Here is a 14,001-nt window from a genome sequence, read left to right on the forward strand (position 1 = left end):
TCCCGGGCTCCGTAGACTCACCGGGTGGACACCGCCCCTGAACCGTCGACGTCGACCCCGCTCGCCGTGCCCGCGGGCACTCCGGAAGCGCACGCTCCCCAGGCCGCTGCCGCCTCACCCTCCCCCGGAGGCACCGCCCCCGAGGCTGGCTGCGAGGACGCCCTTGCACCCACCGACGCTGTCATCGTCGGTTCCGGCCCGAACGGTCTGGCCGCGGCGGTGACTCTCGCCCGGGCGGGCTTGCAGGTGACCGTCCTGGAGGCAGAGGACACCCTCGGCGGCGGGGCGCGCACCCTGGATCTGGGGCTGGTACCGGGCCTCGCCCACGACGTGTGCTCGGCGGTGCATCCGATGGCCCTCGCGAGCCCCTTCCTGCGGGAGTTCGACCTCGCGGCCCGAGGTGTCGACCTGCGGGTGCCGGAGGTCTCCTATGCGCAAGCTCTCGAGGGCCGACCCGCTGCGATCGCCTGGCGCGACCTGGAGCGGACGGTGGACGGCCTCGGGCCCGACGGTGCCACGTGGCGCCGCCTGTTCGGGCCGCTCGTCGCCCACTGGCCCGACCTGGTGGAGCTGATCCTCTCCGACAAACGCAGCCTCCCCCGGACGGCCCGCACCCGGGAGGGGATGGTCCTCGCCGCGCGACTGGTCGCCGCGGTCGCCCGCCACGGCACGGCCCTGTGGGATCGCCCGTGGAAGTCGGAAGCCGCCCCCGCACTGCTCACGGGTGTCGCGGCACATGCGATCGTCGATCTCCCCAGCCCGGCCGCCGCCGGAACGGTGATGCTGCTGGGAACCCTTGCCCACGCCGGAGGGTGGCCGATCCCCGTCGGCGGATCCCAGGCGATCGTCGACGCCCTCGTGACGGACCTGCACACCCATGGGGCGCGGCTGGTCACCGGCCACCCGGTACACGGACACGCGGACCTGCCGCCCGCCCGAGCGGTGCTGCTGGACACCGACGCCGCCCAGGCAGCCCGGATCCTCGGTGACCGGATCCCTGCGCGCACCCATCGGGCGCTGCGGCGCTACCCGCATGGGGACGGGGCCGCGACCGTGGACTTCGTACTGTCGGGCCCGGTGCCGTGGCGTGACGGTGACGTGGGGCGCGCCGGAACCGTGCACATCGGGGGCAGCCGCGCTGAGATTGCCGCGGCCGAGCATGCCGTGTCACGGGGGCGGATGCCGCAGCGGCCGGTGGTGCTCGCCTCGGATCCGACGATCCTCGACCCGTCGCGGGCGGTCGGGGCGCTGCGGCCCCTGTGGACGTATGCGCACGTCCCGGCGGGGGAACCGCGGGACCCGTCGGACGCGGTGATCGCGCAGATCGAGCGCTTCGCGCCGGGGTTCCGCGACGTCATCGTCGCCGCCCATGCGGTGCCGGCGGCGCGCCTGCACGAGCACAACCGCAACCTGGTCGCGGGGGACATCGCCCTGGGCCGGGTGAGTCTGGCACGGATGATCGCGCGCCCGAGCGCCGCGCCCGATCCGTTCCATCTGGGCGGCGGGGCCTATCTGTGCTCGGCGGCCACACCCCCGGGACCGGGGGTGCATGGGCTCAGCGGATGGTATGCGGCGCGGCGTGCTCTTGCCCGCGAGTTCGGGATCCACCGCGCGCCGTCACTCCGGCCAGAGCTGTAGGAGGCGCGGCGTCATCTTGCGGTGTCGACGCTGACGCGGCCACCCGCACCGTACCCTTGGCGCCGCCGCCCACTCACCGGGTGCTGACGCCCCGCTGGCAGAGGGCTCGGCTCAGGCGACCAGCAACGGGCTGATCTCCCGGGCCCACGCGGCGACAGCCGGAAGGTCGCGGAAGTCACCGAGTGGTGTCCGCAGCGTGCGCATGAGCGCGCGCTCGTGCAGGGCCATCTTGTCGAGGATGACCCACCCGGGGAAGTTCCTGACGGCCACGGGGGTGAAGCCCGCGCGGGCCAGGAAATGATCGGTGCCCTTCTGTTTGCCCTCCTTGCGGGGATCCGCGGCGGACCCGGAGCAGGTGAACAGCGCGACGGGGCGGCCGGCGAGCTGCTCCCGGTGCTGATCGGCCCATGCGATGGCGCTCTTCTCGAGAGCGTCCATGCGGATACCGGAGCCCAGGATGACGGCCTCATGAGCACCGGGGTCGGGGTCGTTGGCGATGTCCGCGAGTGCCACTTCGCAGCCCTGCGCAGTGAGCGTCTCGGCGATGGTCTCGGCGAGGGTGCGGGTGGCACCGGTGTGCGTGGCATAGGCGACGAGGATGCTCATGCTCCCAGTCTCGTCGGCTCCGTAGCCGGTCGGCCGGGACCGTCGGCCCCCGCCCCGGCAACCGCCCTTCCCGCAACGCCACCATCCGCCCCGCGGCACAATCGACATCATGCGCATCGCCGTCATCGGGTCGAGCATGGTCGACCTCATCACGTACATCGACCGCATGCCGGTCGAGGGCGAGACCCTCGAGGCACCGGATTTCGCCCTGGGTTGCGGAGGCAAGGGGGCGAATCAGGCGGTGGCGGCGTCACGGTGCGGAGCCGAGGTGGTGATGGTCGCGCGGGTCGGTGACGATGCCTTCGCGGACATGACCCTCGCCAACTTCCGTGACCAGGGCATCGACACCACCCACGTGCTGCGCACCGACGGCGCGAGCTCCGGGGTCGCCCCGATCTTCGTCGATCCGCAGTCACGCAACTCGATCCTCATCGTGAAGGGTGCGAACGCCCACCTCTCCCCCGAGGACGTCCTCGCCGCGCGAAAGCGGATCACCACCTGCGACCTGATCGTCCTGCAGCTGGAGATCCCCCTCGCCACAGTGCACGCCGCCATCCGCCTCGGCAGCGAGCTCGGCATCCCCGTGCTGCTCAATCCCGCTCCGGCCGACCCCCACCTCGACGTCTCGCAGCTGCGAGGGGTGGAGTTCCTGGTGCCGAACGAAACCGAACTGGCGCTGCTCACCGGCCGTGACGTCGCCGACCTCTCCACGATCGACCAGGTCACCGAGGCCGCGTCCGAGGTGCTGTCAGAGGGCGTCGCTCAGATGATCGTGACACTCGGCGCCCGCGGGGCGCTGTGGGTGCATCCGTCGGGCTCCGAACTCATCGAGGCGCCGCGGGTCACGCCGGTCGACACCACCGGAGCGGGCGACGCGTTCATCGGAGCCTTCGCCGAGCACTGGACGCGCACCCGCGACATCCGGGCCGCGATCACCGCGGGGGTGCACTACGCCGCCGATTCCGTCACGCGACGCGGAACCCAGACCTCGTACGCCACCAACACCCCGCGCACCGACCAGTCCACACACTTCTCCGACGCGGGCCTCGATCCTCAGGGGGCAGAGAAACCTCCCCTGGACGTGGTGGCTGCTGTCATCGTCGACCCTGCGGCCCACCCCTCGCGGGTCTTCGCCGCACGCCGCGCCCCCGAGCGGTCCGCCGGTGGCCTGTGGGAGTTTCCCGGCGGGAAGGTGGAACCCGGGGAGACCCCGCAGCAGGCGCTGCAGCGGGAACTGCGTGAGGAGCTCGGCGTGCAGGTGCGTATCGGGGAGCATGTGGCGACCTCCCGCACCGAGCAGAACGGTCGGACCATCCGCCTCGCCTGCTACCTCGCGACGCTCACCGGGCCCGCGCCGACCGGGAGCACCGACCACGACGCCCTCGAATGGATCCCCACAGAGTCCTTCGAGGACTACGCGTGGGCACCCGGTGATGTGCCCGTGCTGAACGCGATTTGCACTCGCCTGCAGCACAATCCAAGAGGTTGACCGAAGCCAGGTATATACCGATACCCCGAAAGAACAAAGCGAGAGAAGCAAGCGAATGTACGACCTCGGATTTTACATACCGGGAGAAAACGTCGACGTGGCACTTTCAGATGTGGTCACACGCATTCACGAGATAGATCCGGATGGATTGCGCACCGCGCGGACGTTTCGTGCAACCTTCGACCAACTTTATGATGGACAACGTACGGGCCGCTATCGAGTAGACCAACTATTTAAGACGGAAAAAACCCATTTTGGCACTCTGATTGAAATCAACCTTCAGCGAGAATTCAATTTCGAGAGTGGAACACTCCTAGACTACCGAATCGCGGGACACGAGGTGGACTGCAAGTTTTCCTTGACGTCCGCCTGGATGCTCCCACCAGAGTCGTTCGAGCAACTAGTCCTCGTCTGCACGGCCGATGACTCAACGTCAAGATGGAGCATGGGCATAGTGCGAGTTCGCAAAGAGTTCAGGCGAACGGGGGCAAATCGCGACCGAAAGACCGGACTCAACAAAGAAGGTCGCGACAACATCACATGGATATTTCGCAACAACTCAATGCCCCCAAACATTCTACTCCAACTCCCGGACCAGACCACGAGAGCAATCTTGTCACACGGCAGCGGACAGAAGCGAGTCAATGAACTGTTCCGCAGGGCTCTGAATCGACGTATCACCCGCAATGTCGTTGCGACAGTTGCTCGACAAGAGGATTACATGAAACGAGTCCGAAACAACGGCGGAGCACGGAGTACCCTGAGAAGTGAGGGGATTATTATCCTCTCGGGCGACTATTCGTATCAGGTAAAGCTCGCCGAGTCCCTAAGGGCGCAAGTTCCTCGACCCGGCGAGTTCGTGAGCATCAGGGTATCCCCCAGTTCAGAGTCGGAGGGCGTTCAGATCGACGGGTCTTACTGGAAAATGGAAAATGCAACGGACGCATCCCCCGTTATGGCACCGTTGATTAGAGGGCAATAGGAGCGTATCCAGCTGCCCCCGTGCGCCCTAAAGGCGTTCGTTCATTCATCGAGGGGTGGATCATAGCGTCAGAGCTGGAATACGATCTGCTCACTTGTGCCGCCAGAAACGAGGACCGCGTTCTGCGCGCGCCCACTGGTCCGAGCTGCCCGAACGGTCGACGAATTTGCATTCCGATCTGTCGCCTCAAATGCCATCCTGATAGCTCGACCCACCGCCTCAGCCACCGGTGGCGGGAACGCATTGCCGACCTGCCTATAGGCAGAAGTCTTCCGCCCAACAAAAGACCAGCTGTCAGGAAAGCCTTGAATTCGTGCGGCCATGCGGACGGTTAGGCGCGGCGATCCCTCAAAACCCTGCGCTGGGGCTTCGTTAGCAACACCTCGGGCGTCAACCCCCAATGCCTCCCAGGCTTTTTTAGCGCGCGTCGGGCCAAGGTCTGGACCGCCATGCTTCTTGCTTCCGCCGACGAGAGTGGGCGCGATCCGATCAGCGCCCATCGCCCAGCTACTTGCACCTTCCCAACCGTTGGACGCCATGAGATCGATAAGTGCTCCACCTACGGTCGTTGGCTCCCCGCCCCCCGCGGGCCATTGAAAATTGGCAAAATCCTGCGATTGGAGTGCAATCAAAATGGAACGTGGTCGCAGTTGCGGTACGCCATAGTCAGACGCGTTCAGCAAACGCCATTCGGCCACGTAGCCCGCTCCCTCCAGGCGGGACATTATCTTCTGGCGGTAGGCATCAAACTTAGGGTCCAGAAGCCCGCGAACGTTTTCAATCATGACCCCTCTTGGGCTCACGGTTTCCACGATTTCCAGTGCGCGATCAAAAAGATTGCGTTCGTCCGCTTCGCCCAGTTGGAGCCCGGCATGCGAAAATGGAGGGCACGGAACTCCACCGGCCAGCAAATCTACACCCTTCAAATCGCAAGGCGCCTCCCATGTGAAGAGGTCGGCCTGAATCACTTTCCACTCGGGACGATTCAGACGAAGAGTCTGGACGGCATGTTCGTCAAGTTCCACTAGCGCCGAATGCTCGAAGCCGGCCTCCTCGAGCCCCAGCGCCTGCCCACCTGCCCCGGCGCATAGCTCCAGCGAGTTGTAGGTCATGAGCGGCCTCCAATCAGACAAGACATGATGCCTCAAGCGCACCCTCCAAGGCGCGCTCGGCAGCCGTGGCGTCCGTGACATCGGACCCACGGCGCGCCAGATCGACTCCCGTTGAGCCTAGGAGGAGGGTCCGACAGACGAACCATGTCCGAGCGCTAGGTCAGCAGCCCTCACCCCTGGGAGTCGCAGAGCACCACCTCGGTGGACAGCCCCACCGGTCGTCGCTATCGCGAGCATCGCCTGCGCGGCAGTCAGGTGGTGCTGTTCGTCCGCCGCGCCAAGAACGGGGACCTCGGCACCGAGCCGTTCACCTGCCTGGGAACCGCCAGCTTCGTGAACGCCGAGGGGTCCCGTCCGATGCGGATCGTGTGGGAGCTCGATCGACCTATGCCCGCCGATCTGATGGTGGATGCACGCGCAGCCGCCTGAGAGCTATCGCGTCGGGCCGCGCCCGCCGGATCGAACGGTCAGTCATCGTCCGGGGAGGTGACGTACGTTCAGGGCCGCCACACAATGGTGGCGACGGACCGGCTCACCGGTGATGCGGCCTCGCGCCGCGACACTCCGGGCCGACCGCCTCAGCGAAGGAGAGACGCATGGCGCACGAGCACGACCGCACGGACAACCTCGGCCTGACCGACGACGGCATCACCCACGACGGCGGTTCGCTGACCGTCCACGAGGAGCACCTGCGTGTCGGCACCGAGCGTGTCGTCTCCGGACGCGTCCGCGTCCGCAAGCGCATCGTCGAGGAGGAGCGCACCCTGCAGGTGACGGTCCGCCGCGAGGAGATCGAGATCATCGAGGAGGACGCCGACGGCGTCGTCGGCGACACCCCGGCCCCCACCGCCACCGCCGATTCGGCCGAGGGTCGTGGGGAGCGCGGCGGCCTCGGCGGCGACATCATCGATGCCCAGGACGACGACACCCTCGAGATCGTCCTGTCGGAGGAGCGCCCGGTGGTGACCATGGAGGTGGTCCCGGTGGAGCGCGTGATCGTGCGCAAGGTGAGGAAGACCGGCACCCAGATCGTCTCCGGCGAGGTGCAGCGGGAGGTCGTCGAGGTCATCGACGAGTCCGGCACGGCCATCCGCGACACCGATCGGGATGGCGACCGCGGGGTTCGCTGACCCGGCTGGCGCTGGCAGACTCCTGCCATGCCCCGCCTCATCCCGCCGATCCCGGACTTCATCACCGACTCCGAGCGCACCGTCTGGGAGCACCTACGCTCCCAGCTGCCCGCGAACGCGACGCTGATCGCCGGTCAACGGCTCACCGACGGCACCGACGAGGTGGAGATCGACCTGCTGGTCCTGTGGCCGGGGGTCGGGGTCGCCGTGATCGAGGTGAAGGGCGGGGCCGTTACGGTGCGCGCGGGCGAGTGGGAGCTGTCCGCGCAGGGCACCACCCGCGTTCTGCGCCCGTCACCGCCGGATCAGGCCCAGACGGCCAAACACACCCTCCTGCGGTGGGTGAACCACCGGTCCTCCCGGCCCCTCGGCCGGATCGTGCACCTGGTGGCGGTGCCGTTCTCCACTCTGCCGGGTGGATGGTCCGTACCGAACGCCCCGCGGTCGATCATGCTCGACTCCTCAGATCTCCCGCGCCTGGCAGGTCGGATCACGCGGGCGCTGACCCTGCACGGGTCCGACCACCACGACCCGCTCGACGAGGCGCAGGCCGACGCCGTGGTGAAGATGCTGCGCGGCACGCACCGCGCTGTCGAGAACCACCGGGTGCTGTCGCAGCGGATCGAAGCGGTCGGCAATGACCTCACCCGCGAGCAGGAACGAATGATCGCCCTGCTGCGCTACCAGAACCGAGCGCAGATCGTCGGCGGCGCCGGCTCGGGGAAGACGCACCTGGCGATGATCAAGGCGCGGCATCTGACGCGGGAGGGTCACCGGACCGCACTGTTGTGCTACTCCCGCGGGCTCGCTCGTCACTTCCAACTGCTGGCGGCGCAGTGGCCCCTGAATGAACGACCCGCCTACGTCGGCCTGTTCCACGACCTCCCGGTGCATTGGGGCGCGGACGACGAGCAGGCCCACCTGCTGGCCCGGGGTGGGGACGCGCTCTCACCCCAGGAACAGCGGGAGACGATCGCCGCCTTCTACGAGGAGCATCTGCCGCGGGCGCTGCCGGAGGTGGCGGCCGCCCAGCCCCCGGAGGAGCTGTTCGACGCGATCGTGGTGGACGAGGCTCAGGACTTCGCGGACCTGTGGTGGGACGGGCTGCGTGTGTGCCTGCGGGATCCGGACGAGGGAGTGCTGTTCGTGTTCACCGACGCGCACCAGACGGTGTTCGATCGGACGGGTAGCGCCCCGATCACCCTCAGCCCCTTCCCCCTGGACGAGAACCTCCGCTCCACCGCGACCATCGCCCGGGCGTTCGCCCCACTGGCGGGAGCCCCTCAGACCCCCCGCCTGGACGAGGGATCCCCGGTGCGGTTCATCGCCTGTCCGACAGAGTCTGCGGTCTCCACCGCGGATGACTGCGTGGACCTGCTGATCGAGGACGGATGGGAACCCGGAGAAATCGCGCTATTGACGACGGGACGTCGCCACCCGGAGCAGCGCGCCGCCGTGGAGCTGATGGGGTATGACGGCTACTGGGATGACTTCTTCGCCAACGAGGACGTGTTCTACGGTCACGTCCTGAACTTCAAAGGCCTGGAGCGCAGCGTCGTGGTGCTGGCGGTCAACGGTTTCCAGAGTCCGGAACGAGCGGCGCACATGCTGTATGTGGGGCTCTCGCGGGCCCGATCCCTCCTGGTCGTCGTGGGTGACCCGCAGGAGATCGCCCGCGCCGCCGGCGCTGCCGCGCCCGAGGTCCTGAAGGGCCTGGGGGTCGACGGGGCCTGACGCAGGGCTCTGCGGTTCCCAGCCGAAGCCGACGGGGGCGCGAGAACCGGAGCGGCGCGGAACGCGCCGCAGGGTGACGCCACACCGGGGTGGGCCGTGGTTGTCCACAGGGCACCTTCGACCGATGTGCCGGGGGTCACGTCTGGCTAGGGTGCTGAGCGGACCCGTCGCCGATCTCGAGGACTTCGTGATGCCCCCGCTGAGCGTTGAAACGACCACCGCCGCTGTCTCTGCCCAGGAGACGCCTCTCCCGACGTGGGCCGACCGACGTCGGCCCGGTGGGGTGCGCCGTCTGGGGGCTGTTGCCCTGGCGGGGGTCGTGATGCTGGGTGTCGCGGCCTGTGGTGGGGAGGGCTCGAGGGACGCAGCCACGTTTCCCCCGACGGTGGTCTCGGACTTCCCGGTCACCTCTGACGGCGGCGGGGAGACGACCCCGGGCGCACCGAGCGATGGCGGCGGCACTACCGACGGTGGCGCATCCGATGGCGGCGGAACCGTGGTCGCGAACATCCCCAAGCCCGACCCCAAGGACTACCCGGGCATGGACCAACACACTCAGGAAGGCGCGGAACAGGCGTTCAGGTTCTACGTCGACGCCATGTCGTGGACCCGACGTACCGGGGATGGTTCTCTAATGCGAGACATGTCAGCCGCCGACTGCACCGGATGCCATGACCTCATTGAGCGTTTTGAATCGATGAGAAGTGAGGCGGCGGTCAGCGCAACCGTCGACCTAGAGGTGGTCAACGTCGATACTCAAGAGAGTGACGTCGCTGAGTACATTGTTTCGGGCACCCTACGGCCGAAAGAAGGTGCCGATTCGGCAACCTCTGGGAGCGCGGACGATGACAGCTCAGAGGCGGCCGCTGCTCTTGAATGGATCGACGGCGAGTGGGTCGTCGGCGAGTTGGGAATCCAGAGCAACGATCCACTTCAGGGGGACTGACCTCATGGCACTCAAAGTCTGCTCAGGGCATTCGAGACTTCACCCTCCGGCCCCTGCTCTATGTTTGGTCTGGATCGTACTCTTCGGAGCAATCTTCAGCGTCTACGCCGATGAAAGTCGGGCGTTGGATCCGACTGCCTCTCACTCGTCGAATCTTTCCCTGGCCCCGTGGGTCGCTCTCGAGAATCTAGCCCCTCTCTCTCCCGGCGACTCAACGATTGGAGAGTACGACACGACGCCCACCGGAGACCCTGACAAGAGGAACGCGATTCTGGTTACTCTGCGAGACAGGGCGACAGCAAATAGGGAAGGCAAAAAGCCGGGTAGTGGTGATTCCACGGTGCGGCCAGCATCCGCGGGCGGCGCTTCTCGTCGTCTTCCGGCGTTTACGACGTGGTGGGAGCGTGAGGAGGCGGTGACTCCGGAGTGTTCGGAGGCCGGTGAGTGTGGTTTCGCGGCGGGGAGTTGTGAGGCGCAGGGTCAGGCCCGGTGGCGGCTGACCGGGTCGGATGTCGTGGGTATCCCGCAGCCTGGTGCCTCGGGGGCCGCGGCCGATGCCTACTCGCAGCGTGGGACGCGGACGGAGGTCGCGACCGGCGCGACCAGCGACCTGGGGTTCCGGTGTGTCACCCCCGGACAACCCGGCAGCACTGGCGGTGTGGCGGGGGCGGGGGCGCCGGTGGTGATCACGGTGACACGGGAGGACTTCGCTCGCCTGCCCGTCGAACCGTTGGTGCCGCATGCGGGCCCGGAGGCCGGGTGGATCCCGGTCAACTCCCCCACCGTCCTGTATGTCGAGCCCACCGATCAGATTCTCGACACCACGCTGCTGGGCACTCCCGTCCAGGTCCGAGCGATCCCGGTCTCCTACACCTGGTCGATGGGTGATGGCGCCACCATCACCACCACCAAACGCGGCAAGCCGTATCCGTCTGAAGAGGTCGCTTACTACTACGAGACCGAGGGCTGGTATGACATCACCCTGACCACCACGTTCGCCGGACAGTTCTCCGTCAACGGTGGCCCCTGGCAGGACATCGACGGCACCATCACCATCGACTCCGACCCCGTGCCGCTGTACTCCAATTCCCTCGAATCCCGCTTGGTGAACCCGAACTCCACCCAGCCCCCCGAACCCATCGTTCCTGACCGCACCCCCGACACCGAAGGCCACCCCAACCCCCGAGCCGGACACGAAACCCGATAACCACACCGACCCCACGCACACCGCCCGGCAGCGATCGATGAACAGAACGGGCCGCCGACCCCGATCCGTGGATCCGGGCCGGCGGCCGTCCATACGTGGCCGACATGTGCTTCGGCAGCTTTGACCGGTCAGGCTTTGGCGGCAGCCTTCGCCTGAGCCTCCTGGGAGGCCATGAGGTTCTTGTAGTCCGGAATGTGGTCCGCGAACAGCTGGCCAAGTCCCTCGGCGTCACGGCGCCAGTCGCGGTGCAGTTCGCTCGCGGCGGCGAACCAGGTCATGAGCTGGACTCCGGCGGCGCTCATGCGCTCCCAGGCCGCGTCGCGGGTGATCTGGTTGAACGTCCCGGACGCGTCGGCGATGACGAACACGTCGTATCCCGCCTCGATCGCCGACAGAGCGGGGAAGGCGACGCGCACCTCCGTGACGATGCCGGCGATGATCAGCTGCTTCTTGCCGGTGGCTTCGATGGCCTTGACGAAGTCCTCGTTGTCCCAGGCATTGATCTGCCCCGGTCGGGCGATGTACGGCGCGTTCGGGAACTTCTCCACGATCTCCGGCAGGAGCGGGCCGTTCGGGCCCTCCTCGAAGGATGTCGTGAGAATGGTGGGGAGCTCGAAGTAGTCGGCGAGATCCGCGAGGGCCAGCACGTTGTTCTTGAACTGGTCGGGCTGCTGATCCTTCACCAGCGAGAACAGCCCGGTCTGATGATCCACCAGCAGGACGGCGGCGTTGTCCCGATCCAGACGCGTGTACTCGGCAGCCATGAGGATTCCTCCTTGGTCTCGGACCGAGGGCCTCTCCCCCGGGTCCGCTCCAGGCGTGTGTCTGCACGCTAACCACCCTCCCCTGGTAGTTGCCATATCAACTATCGGGGAGTGTGAGGCACGGATCCTCGGTCGCTCCCCCGGCGTGGCCGCGCAACCCGCCCTACTCGCCGGTCCCCCGGGAGTCCCGGCCGACGCCGATTAGGCTGGTCATACCCGTCCGCACCGAAGGAGGACCGCATGTCCACGGATGTCGTCGTCAACCACAACCCGCAGGAGCACCGCTTCGAGGCGCATGTCGCCGGGGAGCTCGCGGGGTTCACGGAGACCACACCGCAGGGTGAGGACCTGATCGTCATGGCCCACACCGTGGTCGATCCCGAGTACGGAGGTCGCGGCATCGCCTCCACCCTGGTGCGGACGGCCCTCGATGCCATCCGCGAGGCGGGCAAGACCGTCGACCCGCAGTGCAGCTACGTCCGCAACTGGATCGACAAGCATCCTGACTATCAGGACCTCGTCACCCAGTAGCCTCGAGTTTTCATAGCGGTGTGGTCTCGATGGGTGGAAGGCATAGAGAAAGGTGCTCCTGGCCTGGGATGATACGGGGTGTTGAGTCTCGTAGCCATCCGCTGGAAGGAGCACCTTTCAGGTGTCCCACCCTACCTTGTTCTTCTACCCCCGTCCGCGCGTGGACATCGCTGAGGTCCCCGCGGTCTCACACGCCGGCGCGGTGCTGCTGACCGACACGATCCACGCCACCGGCCTCGCCTCTTCGCTGCGTGAAGCACTGGCTCCTTGGACGAAACCGCTGGCCGAGCACCACGCGGCGAAGGTCCTGCTGGACCTCGCACTCACTCTCGCAATCGGCGGCGAGCACGCTTCGGATACTGATCTGCTGCGTTGCGAGCCGGGCCTGTTCGGTGATGTCGCCTCGACCCCCACGATCTCCCGCACGCTCACCACCCTCGCCCAGGACGCGCCCACCGTGATCGAGGCGATCTCGAAAGCCCGCCGGGCCGCGCGGGAAAGAGCCTGGACCCTCGCCGGAGCGCATTCCCCGGCTGCGGGGGTCAGTGCGAAGAACCCGCTGGTCATCGACCTCGATGCCACCCTGATCAACGTCCACAGTGAGAAGGAGCAGGCCGCACCGACGTTCAAACGCGGGTTCGGATACCACCCGCTGTGTGCGTTCCTGGACCACGGCAGCGAAGGGACCGGGGAACCACTGGCGATCCAGCTGCGCCCCGGCAACGCCGGCTCGAACACCGCCGCTGATCACATCACCGTCACCCGGCAGGCTCTCGCGCAGCTGCCTGCGGGCCTGCTGGCCCGGGGCGGGCGGGGGTCGAAGAAGATCCTGATCCGCACCGACGGGGCCGGCGGCACCAAGGACTTCCTGGCCTGGCTCCAGCGGCAGCGTCTGGCCTACTCAGTCGGGTTCACCCTCCCCGCAAACACTCCCGACCTGCTGAAACGCCTCGACGAGGCGGAGGCGTGGACTCCCGCCTACGACACCGAGGACGAGGGGATCCGCGACGGGGCGTGGGTGGCGGAGCTGACCGGACTGCTGGACCTGTCCGGGTGGCCTGCCGGGATGCGGGTGATCGTGCGGAAGGAACGTCCTCATCCTGGGGCGCAGCTGCGGATCACCGATCACGAGGGGATGCGCATCACCGCGTTCGCCACCAACTCCCCGCGCGGCCAGCTCCCGGTCTTGGAGCTGCGTCACCGTCGCCGTGCACGCTGCGAAGACCGGATCCGCAACGCCAAGGACCTGGGCTTGATGAAGTTCCCGCTGCAGGGCTTCGCGCAGAACCAGATCTGGTGCCAGATCATCCAACTCGCCCCCGAGCTCGTCGCCTGGATGCAGACCATCGCGCTGACCGGCCATGACGCGAGGAAGTGGGAACCCAAACGGCTCCGCGCACGCTTGTTCGAGATCCCCGCGACTCTCGTGCGCCGCGCCCGGCACAACCTCCTCCACCTCGCCGAACATGCACCCGAAGCCGTGAGGGTCCTGACCGGCGTCAACCGGCTCCGCACCGCCGTCGCGCAGACCTGACCAGGCGGCTCCACCCGCCCCACCGACCAGCAGCATCTCTTCTCGGGAGTGGAACCCGACCGCCCGCAACGGACACTGCGACGATCTGTCACACCCGAATGCCAGAATCAGCAGCTGAACACCGGCAACGACGCCGACCCACCCCGCTCACCAGCCCCATGAAACATCGAGGCTAGCGCCTTCTGCTTGTCCTGCGCTGCCGGATATAACCCCTCGTGGAGGTGTTTCTCGAACTCGCTGTCCCGAACCCGATTGACCATGTCAGTATATCCCGCTTCTTCAGCTGTTAACACCTTCCCGGAGCGCGGGAACTTGATTTCGCGCATGA

At 67.0% G+C, this 14,001-nt stretch carries 12 protein-coding genes and 2 pseudogenes; 10 read left to right on the plus strand and 4 right to left on the minus strand.

Features of this window, described 5'->3' with window-relative positions; genetic code table 11:
* Nucleotides 1-24 precede the first annotated feature (24 nt).
* Nucleotides 25-1,638: a phytoene desaturase family protein gene (locus tag JSY14_RS01765; protein WP_259557043.1), complete on the plus strand. Its 1,614-nt coding sequence runs from the start codon at nucleotides 25-27 to the stop codon at nucleotides 1,636-1,638.
* 111 nt (nucleotides 1,639-1,749) lie between these two features.
* Here JSY14_RS01765 and JSY14_RS01770 read toward each other — a convergent pair whose 3' ends face one another.
* Nucleotides 1,750-2,244: a flavodoxin domain-containing protein gene (locus tag JSY14_RS01770; protein WP_259557045.1), complete on the minus strand. Its 495-nt coding sequence runs from the start codon at nucleotides 2,242-2,244 to the stop codon at nucleotides 1,750-1,752.
* A gap of 109 nt (nucleotides 2,245-2,353) precedes the next feature.
* On the opposite strand from JSY14_RS01770, the gene rbsK reads away from it, so the two are divergent.
* Complete coding sequence (gene rbsK / locus JSY14_RS01775) at nucleotides 2,354-3,733, plus strand: ribokinase (protein ID WP_259557047.1); 1,380 nt, start codon at nucleotides 2,354-2,356, stop codon at nucleotides 3,731-3,733.
* Between the two features lie 55 nt (nucleotides 3,734-3,788).
* Complete coding sequence (locus JSY14_RS01780; RefSeq protein ID WP_259557048.1) at nucleotides 3,789-4,715, plus strand: NaeI family type II restriction endonuclease; 927 nt, start codon at nucleotides 3,789-3,791, stop codon at nucleotides 4,713-4,715.
* A gap of 68 nt (nucleotides 4,716-4,783) precedes the next feature.
* Here the strand turns inward: JSY14_RS01780 and JSY14_RS01785 are convergent, their stop codons facing one another.
* On the minus strand, nucleotides 4,784-5,827 hold the full coding sequence (locus tag JSY14_RS01785) for a DNA cytosine methyltransferase (RefSeq protein ID WP_259557049.1): 1,044 nt from the start codon (nucleotides 5,825-5,827) through the stop codon (nucleotides 4,784-4,786).
* 189 nt (nucleotides 5,828-6,016) lie between these two features.
* Here JSY14_RS01785 and JSY14_RS01790 point away from each other — a divergent pair.
* The 5 genes and pseudogenes from JSY14_RS01790 to JSY14_RS01810 form a co-directional block, all read left to right on the plus strand.
* Nucleotides 6,017-6,256, plus strand: a pseudogene (locus tag JSY14_RS01790) (hypothetical protein); the annotation flags it as partial.
* 167 nt (nucleotides 6,257-6,423) lie between these two features.
* On the plus strand, nucleotides 6,424-6,957 hold the full coding sequence (locus JSY14_RS01795; RefSeq protein WP_259557050.1) for a YsnF/AvaK domain-containing protein: 534 nt from the start codon (nucleotides 6,424-6,426) through the stop codon (nucleotides 6,955-6,957).
* Between the two features lie 27 nt (nucleotides 6,958-6,984).
* On the plus strand, nucleotides 6,985-8,691 hold the full coding sequence (locus JSY14_RS01800; RefSeq protein WP_259557051.1) for a nuclease-related domain-containing DEAD/DEAH box helicase: 1,707 nt from the start codon (nucleotides 6,985-6,987) through the stop codon (nucleotides 8,689-8,691).
* 190 nt (nucleotides 8,692-8,881) lie between these two features.
* A complete protein-coding gene (locus JSY14_RS01805; protein ID WP_259557052.1) occupies nucleotides 8,882-9,637 on the plus strand; it encodes a DUF6318 family protein in 756 nt (251 codons plus the stop codon).
* A gap of 682 nt (nucleotides 9,638-10,319) precedes the next feature.
* Entirely contained in the window at nucleotides 10,320-10,844 is a 525-nt protein-coding gene (locus tag JSY14_RS01810; RefSeq protein ID WP_259557053.1) for a PKD domain-containing protein, read from the plus strand.
* Nucleotides 10,845-10,972: 128 nt separating this feature from the next.
* Here the strand turns inward: JSY14_RS01810 and ycaC are convergent, their stop codons facing one another.
* Nucleotides 10,973-11,608 carry an isochorismate family cysteine hydrolase YcaC gene (gene ycaC / locus JSY14_RS01815; RefSeq protein ID WP_259557054.1) on the minus strand — a complete coding sequence of 212 codons (636 nt, stop codon included), beginning with the start codon at nucleotides 11,606-11,608 and terminating at the stop codon, nucleotides 10,973-10,975.
* A gap of 228 nt (nucleotides 11,609-11,836) precedes the next feature.
* Here ycaC and JSY14_RS01820 point away from each other — a divergent pair.
* Nucleotides 11,837-12,139, plus strand: a pseudogene (locus tag JSY14_RS01820) (GNAT family N-acetyltransferase); the annotation flags it as partial.
* Between the two features lie 121 nt (nucleotides 12,140-12,260).
* Nucleotides 12,261-13,673 carry an IS1380 family transposase gene (locus JSY14_RS01825; RefSeq protein ID WP_432803587.1) on the plus strand — a complete coding sequence of 471 codons (1,413 nt, stop codon included), beginning with the start codon at nucleotides 12,261-12,263 and terminating at the stop codon, nucleotides 13,671-13,673.
* A 107-nt stretch (nucleotides 13,674-13,780) separates the two neighbouring features.
* Here JSY14_RS01825 and JSY14_RS01830 read toward each other — a convergent pair whose 3' ends face one another.
* A complete protein-coding gene (locus JSY14_RS01830) occupies nucleotides 13,781-13,999 on the minus strand; it encodes a hypothetical protein (RefSeq protein ID WP_259557056.1) in 219 nt (72 codons plus the stop codon).
* Nucleotides 14,000-14,001 lie beyond the last annotated feature (2 nt).

This window comes from Brachybacterium sillae (genome assembly GCF_025028335.1).
GTDB lineage: Bacteria > Actinomycetota > Actinomycetes > Actinomycetales > Dermabacteraceae > Brachybacterium > Brachybacterium sillae.

Coding starts and splice junctions, on each gene's coding strand:
- JSY14_RS01785 (WP_259557049.1), bottom strand. CDS start 5,827: ATGACCTACAACTCGCTGGAGCTATGCGCCGGGGCAGGTGGGCAGGCG.
- JSY14_RS01830 (WP_259557056.1), bottom strand. CDS start 13,999: ATGCGCGAAATCAAGTTCCCGCGCTCCGGGAAGGTGTTAACAGCTGAA.
- JSY14_RS01805 (WP_259557052.1), top strand. CDS start 8,882: ATGCCCCCGCTGAGCGTTGAAACGACCACCGCCGCTGTCTCTGCCCAG.
- ycaC (WP_259557054.1), bottom strand. CDS start 11,608: ATGGCTGCCGAGTACACGCGTCTGGATCGGGACAACGCCGCCGTCCTG.
- JSY14_RS01780 (WP_259557048.1), top strand. CDS start 3,789: ATGTACGACCTCGGATTTTACATACCGGGAGAAAACGTCGACGTGGCA.
- JSY14_RS01800 (WP_259557051.1), top strand. CDS start 6,985: ATGCCCCGCCTCATCCCGCCGATCCCGGACTTCATCACCGACTCCGAG.
- rbsK (WP_259557047.1), top strand. CDS start 2,354: ATGCGCATCGCCGTCATCGGGTCGAGCATGGTCGACCTCATCACGTAC.
- JSY14_RS01795 (WP_259557050.1), top strand. CDS start 6,424: ATGGCGCACGAGCACGACCGCACGGACAACCTCGGCCTGACCGACGAC.
- JSY14_RS01770 (WP_259557045.1), bottom strand. CDS start 2,244: ATGAGCATCCTCGTCGCCTATGCCACGCACACCGGTGCCACCCGCACC.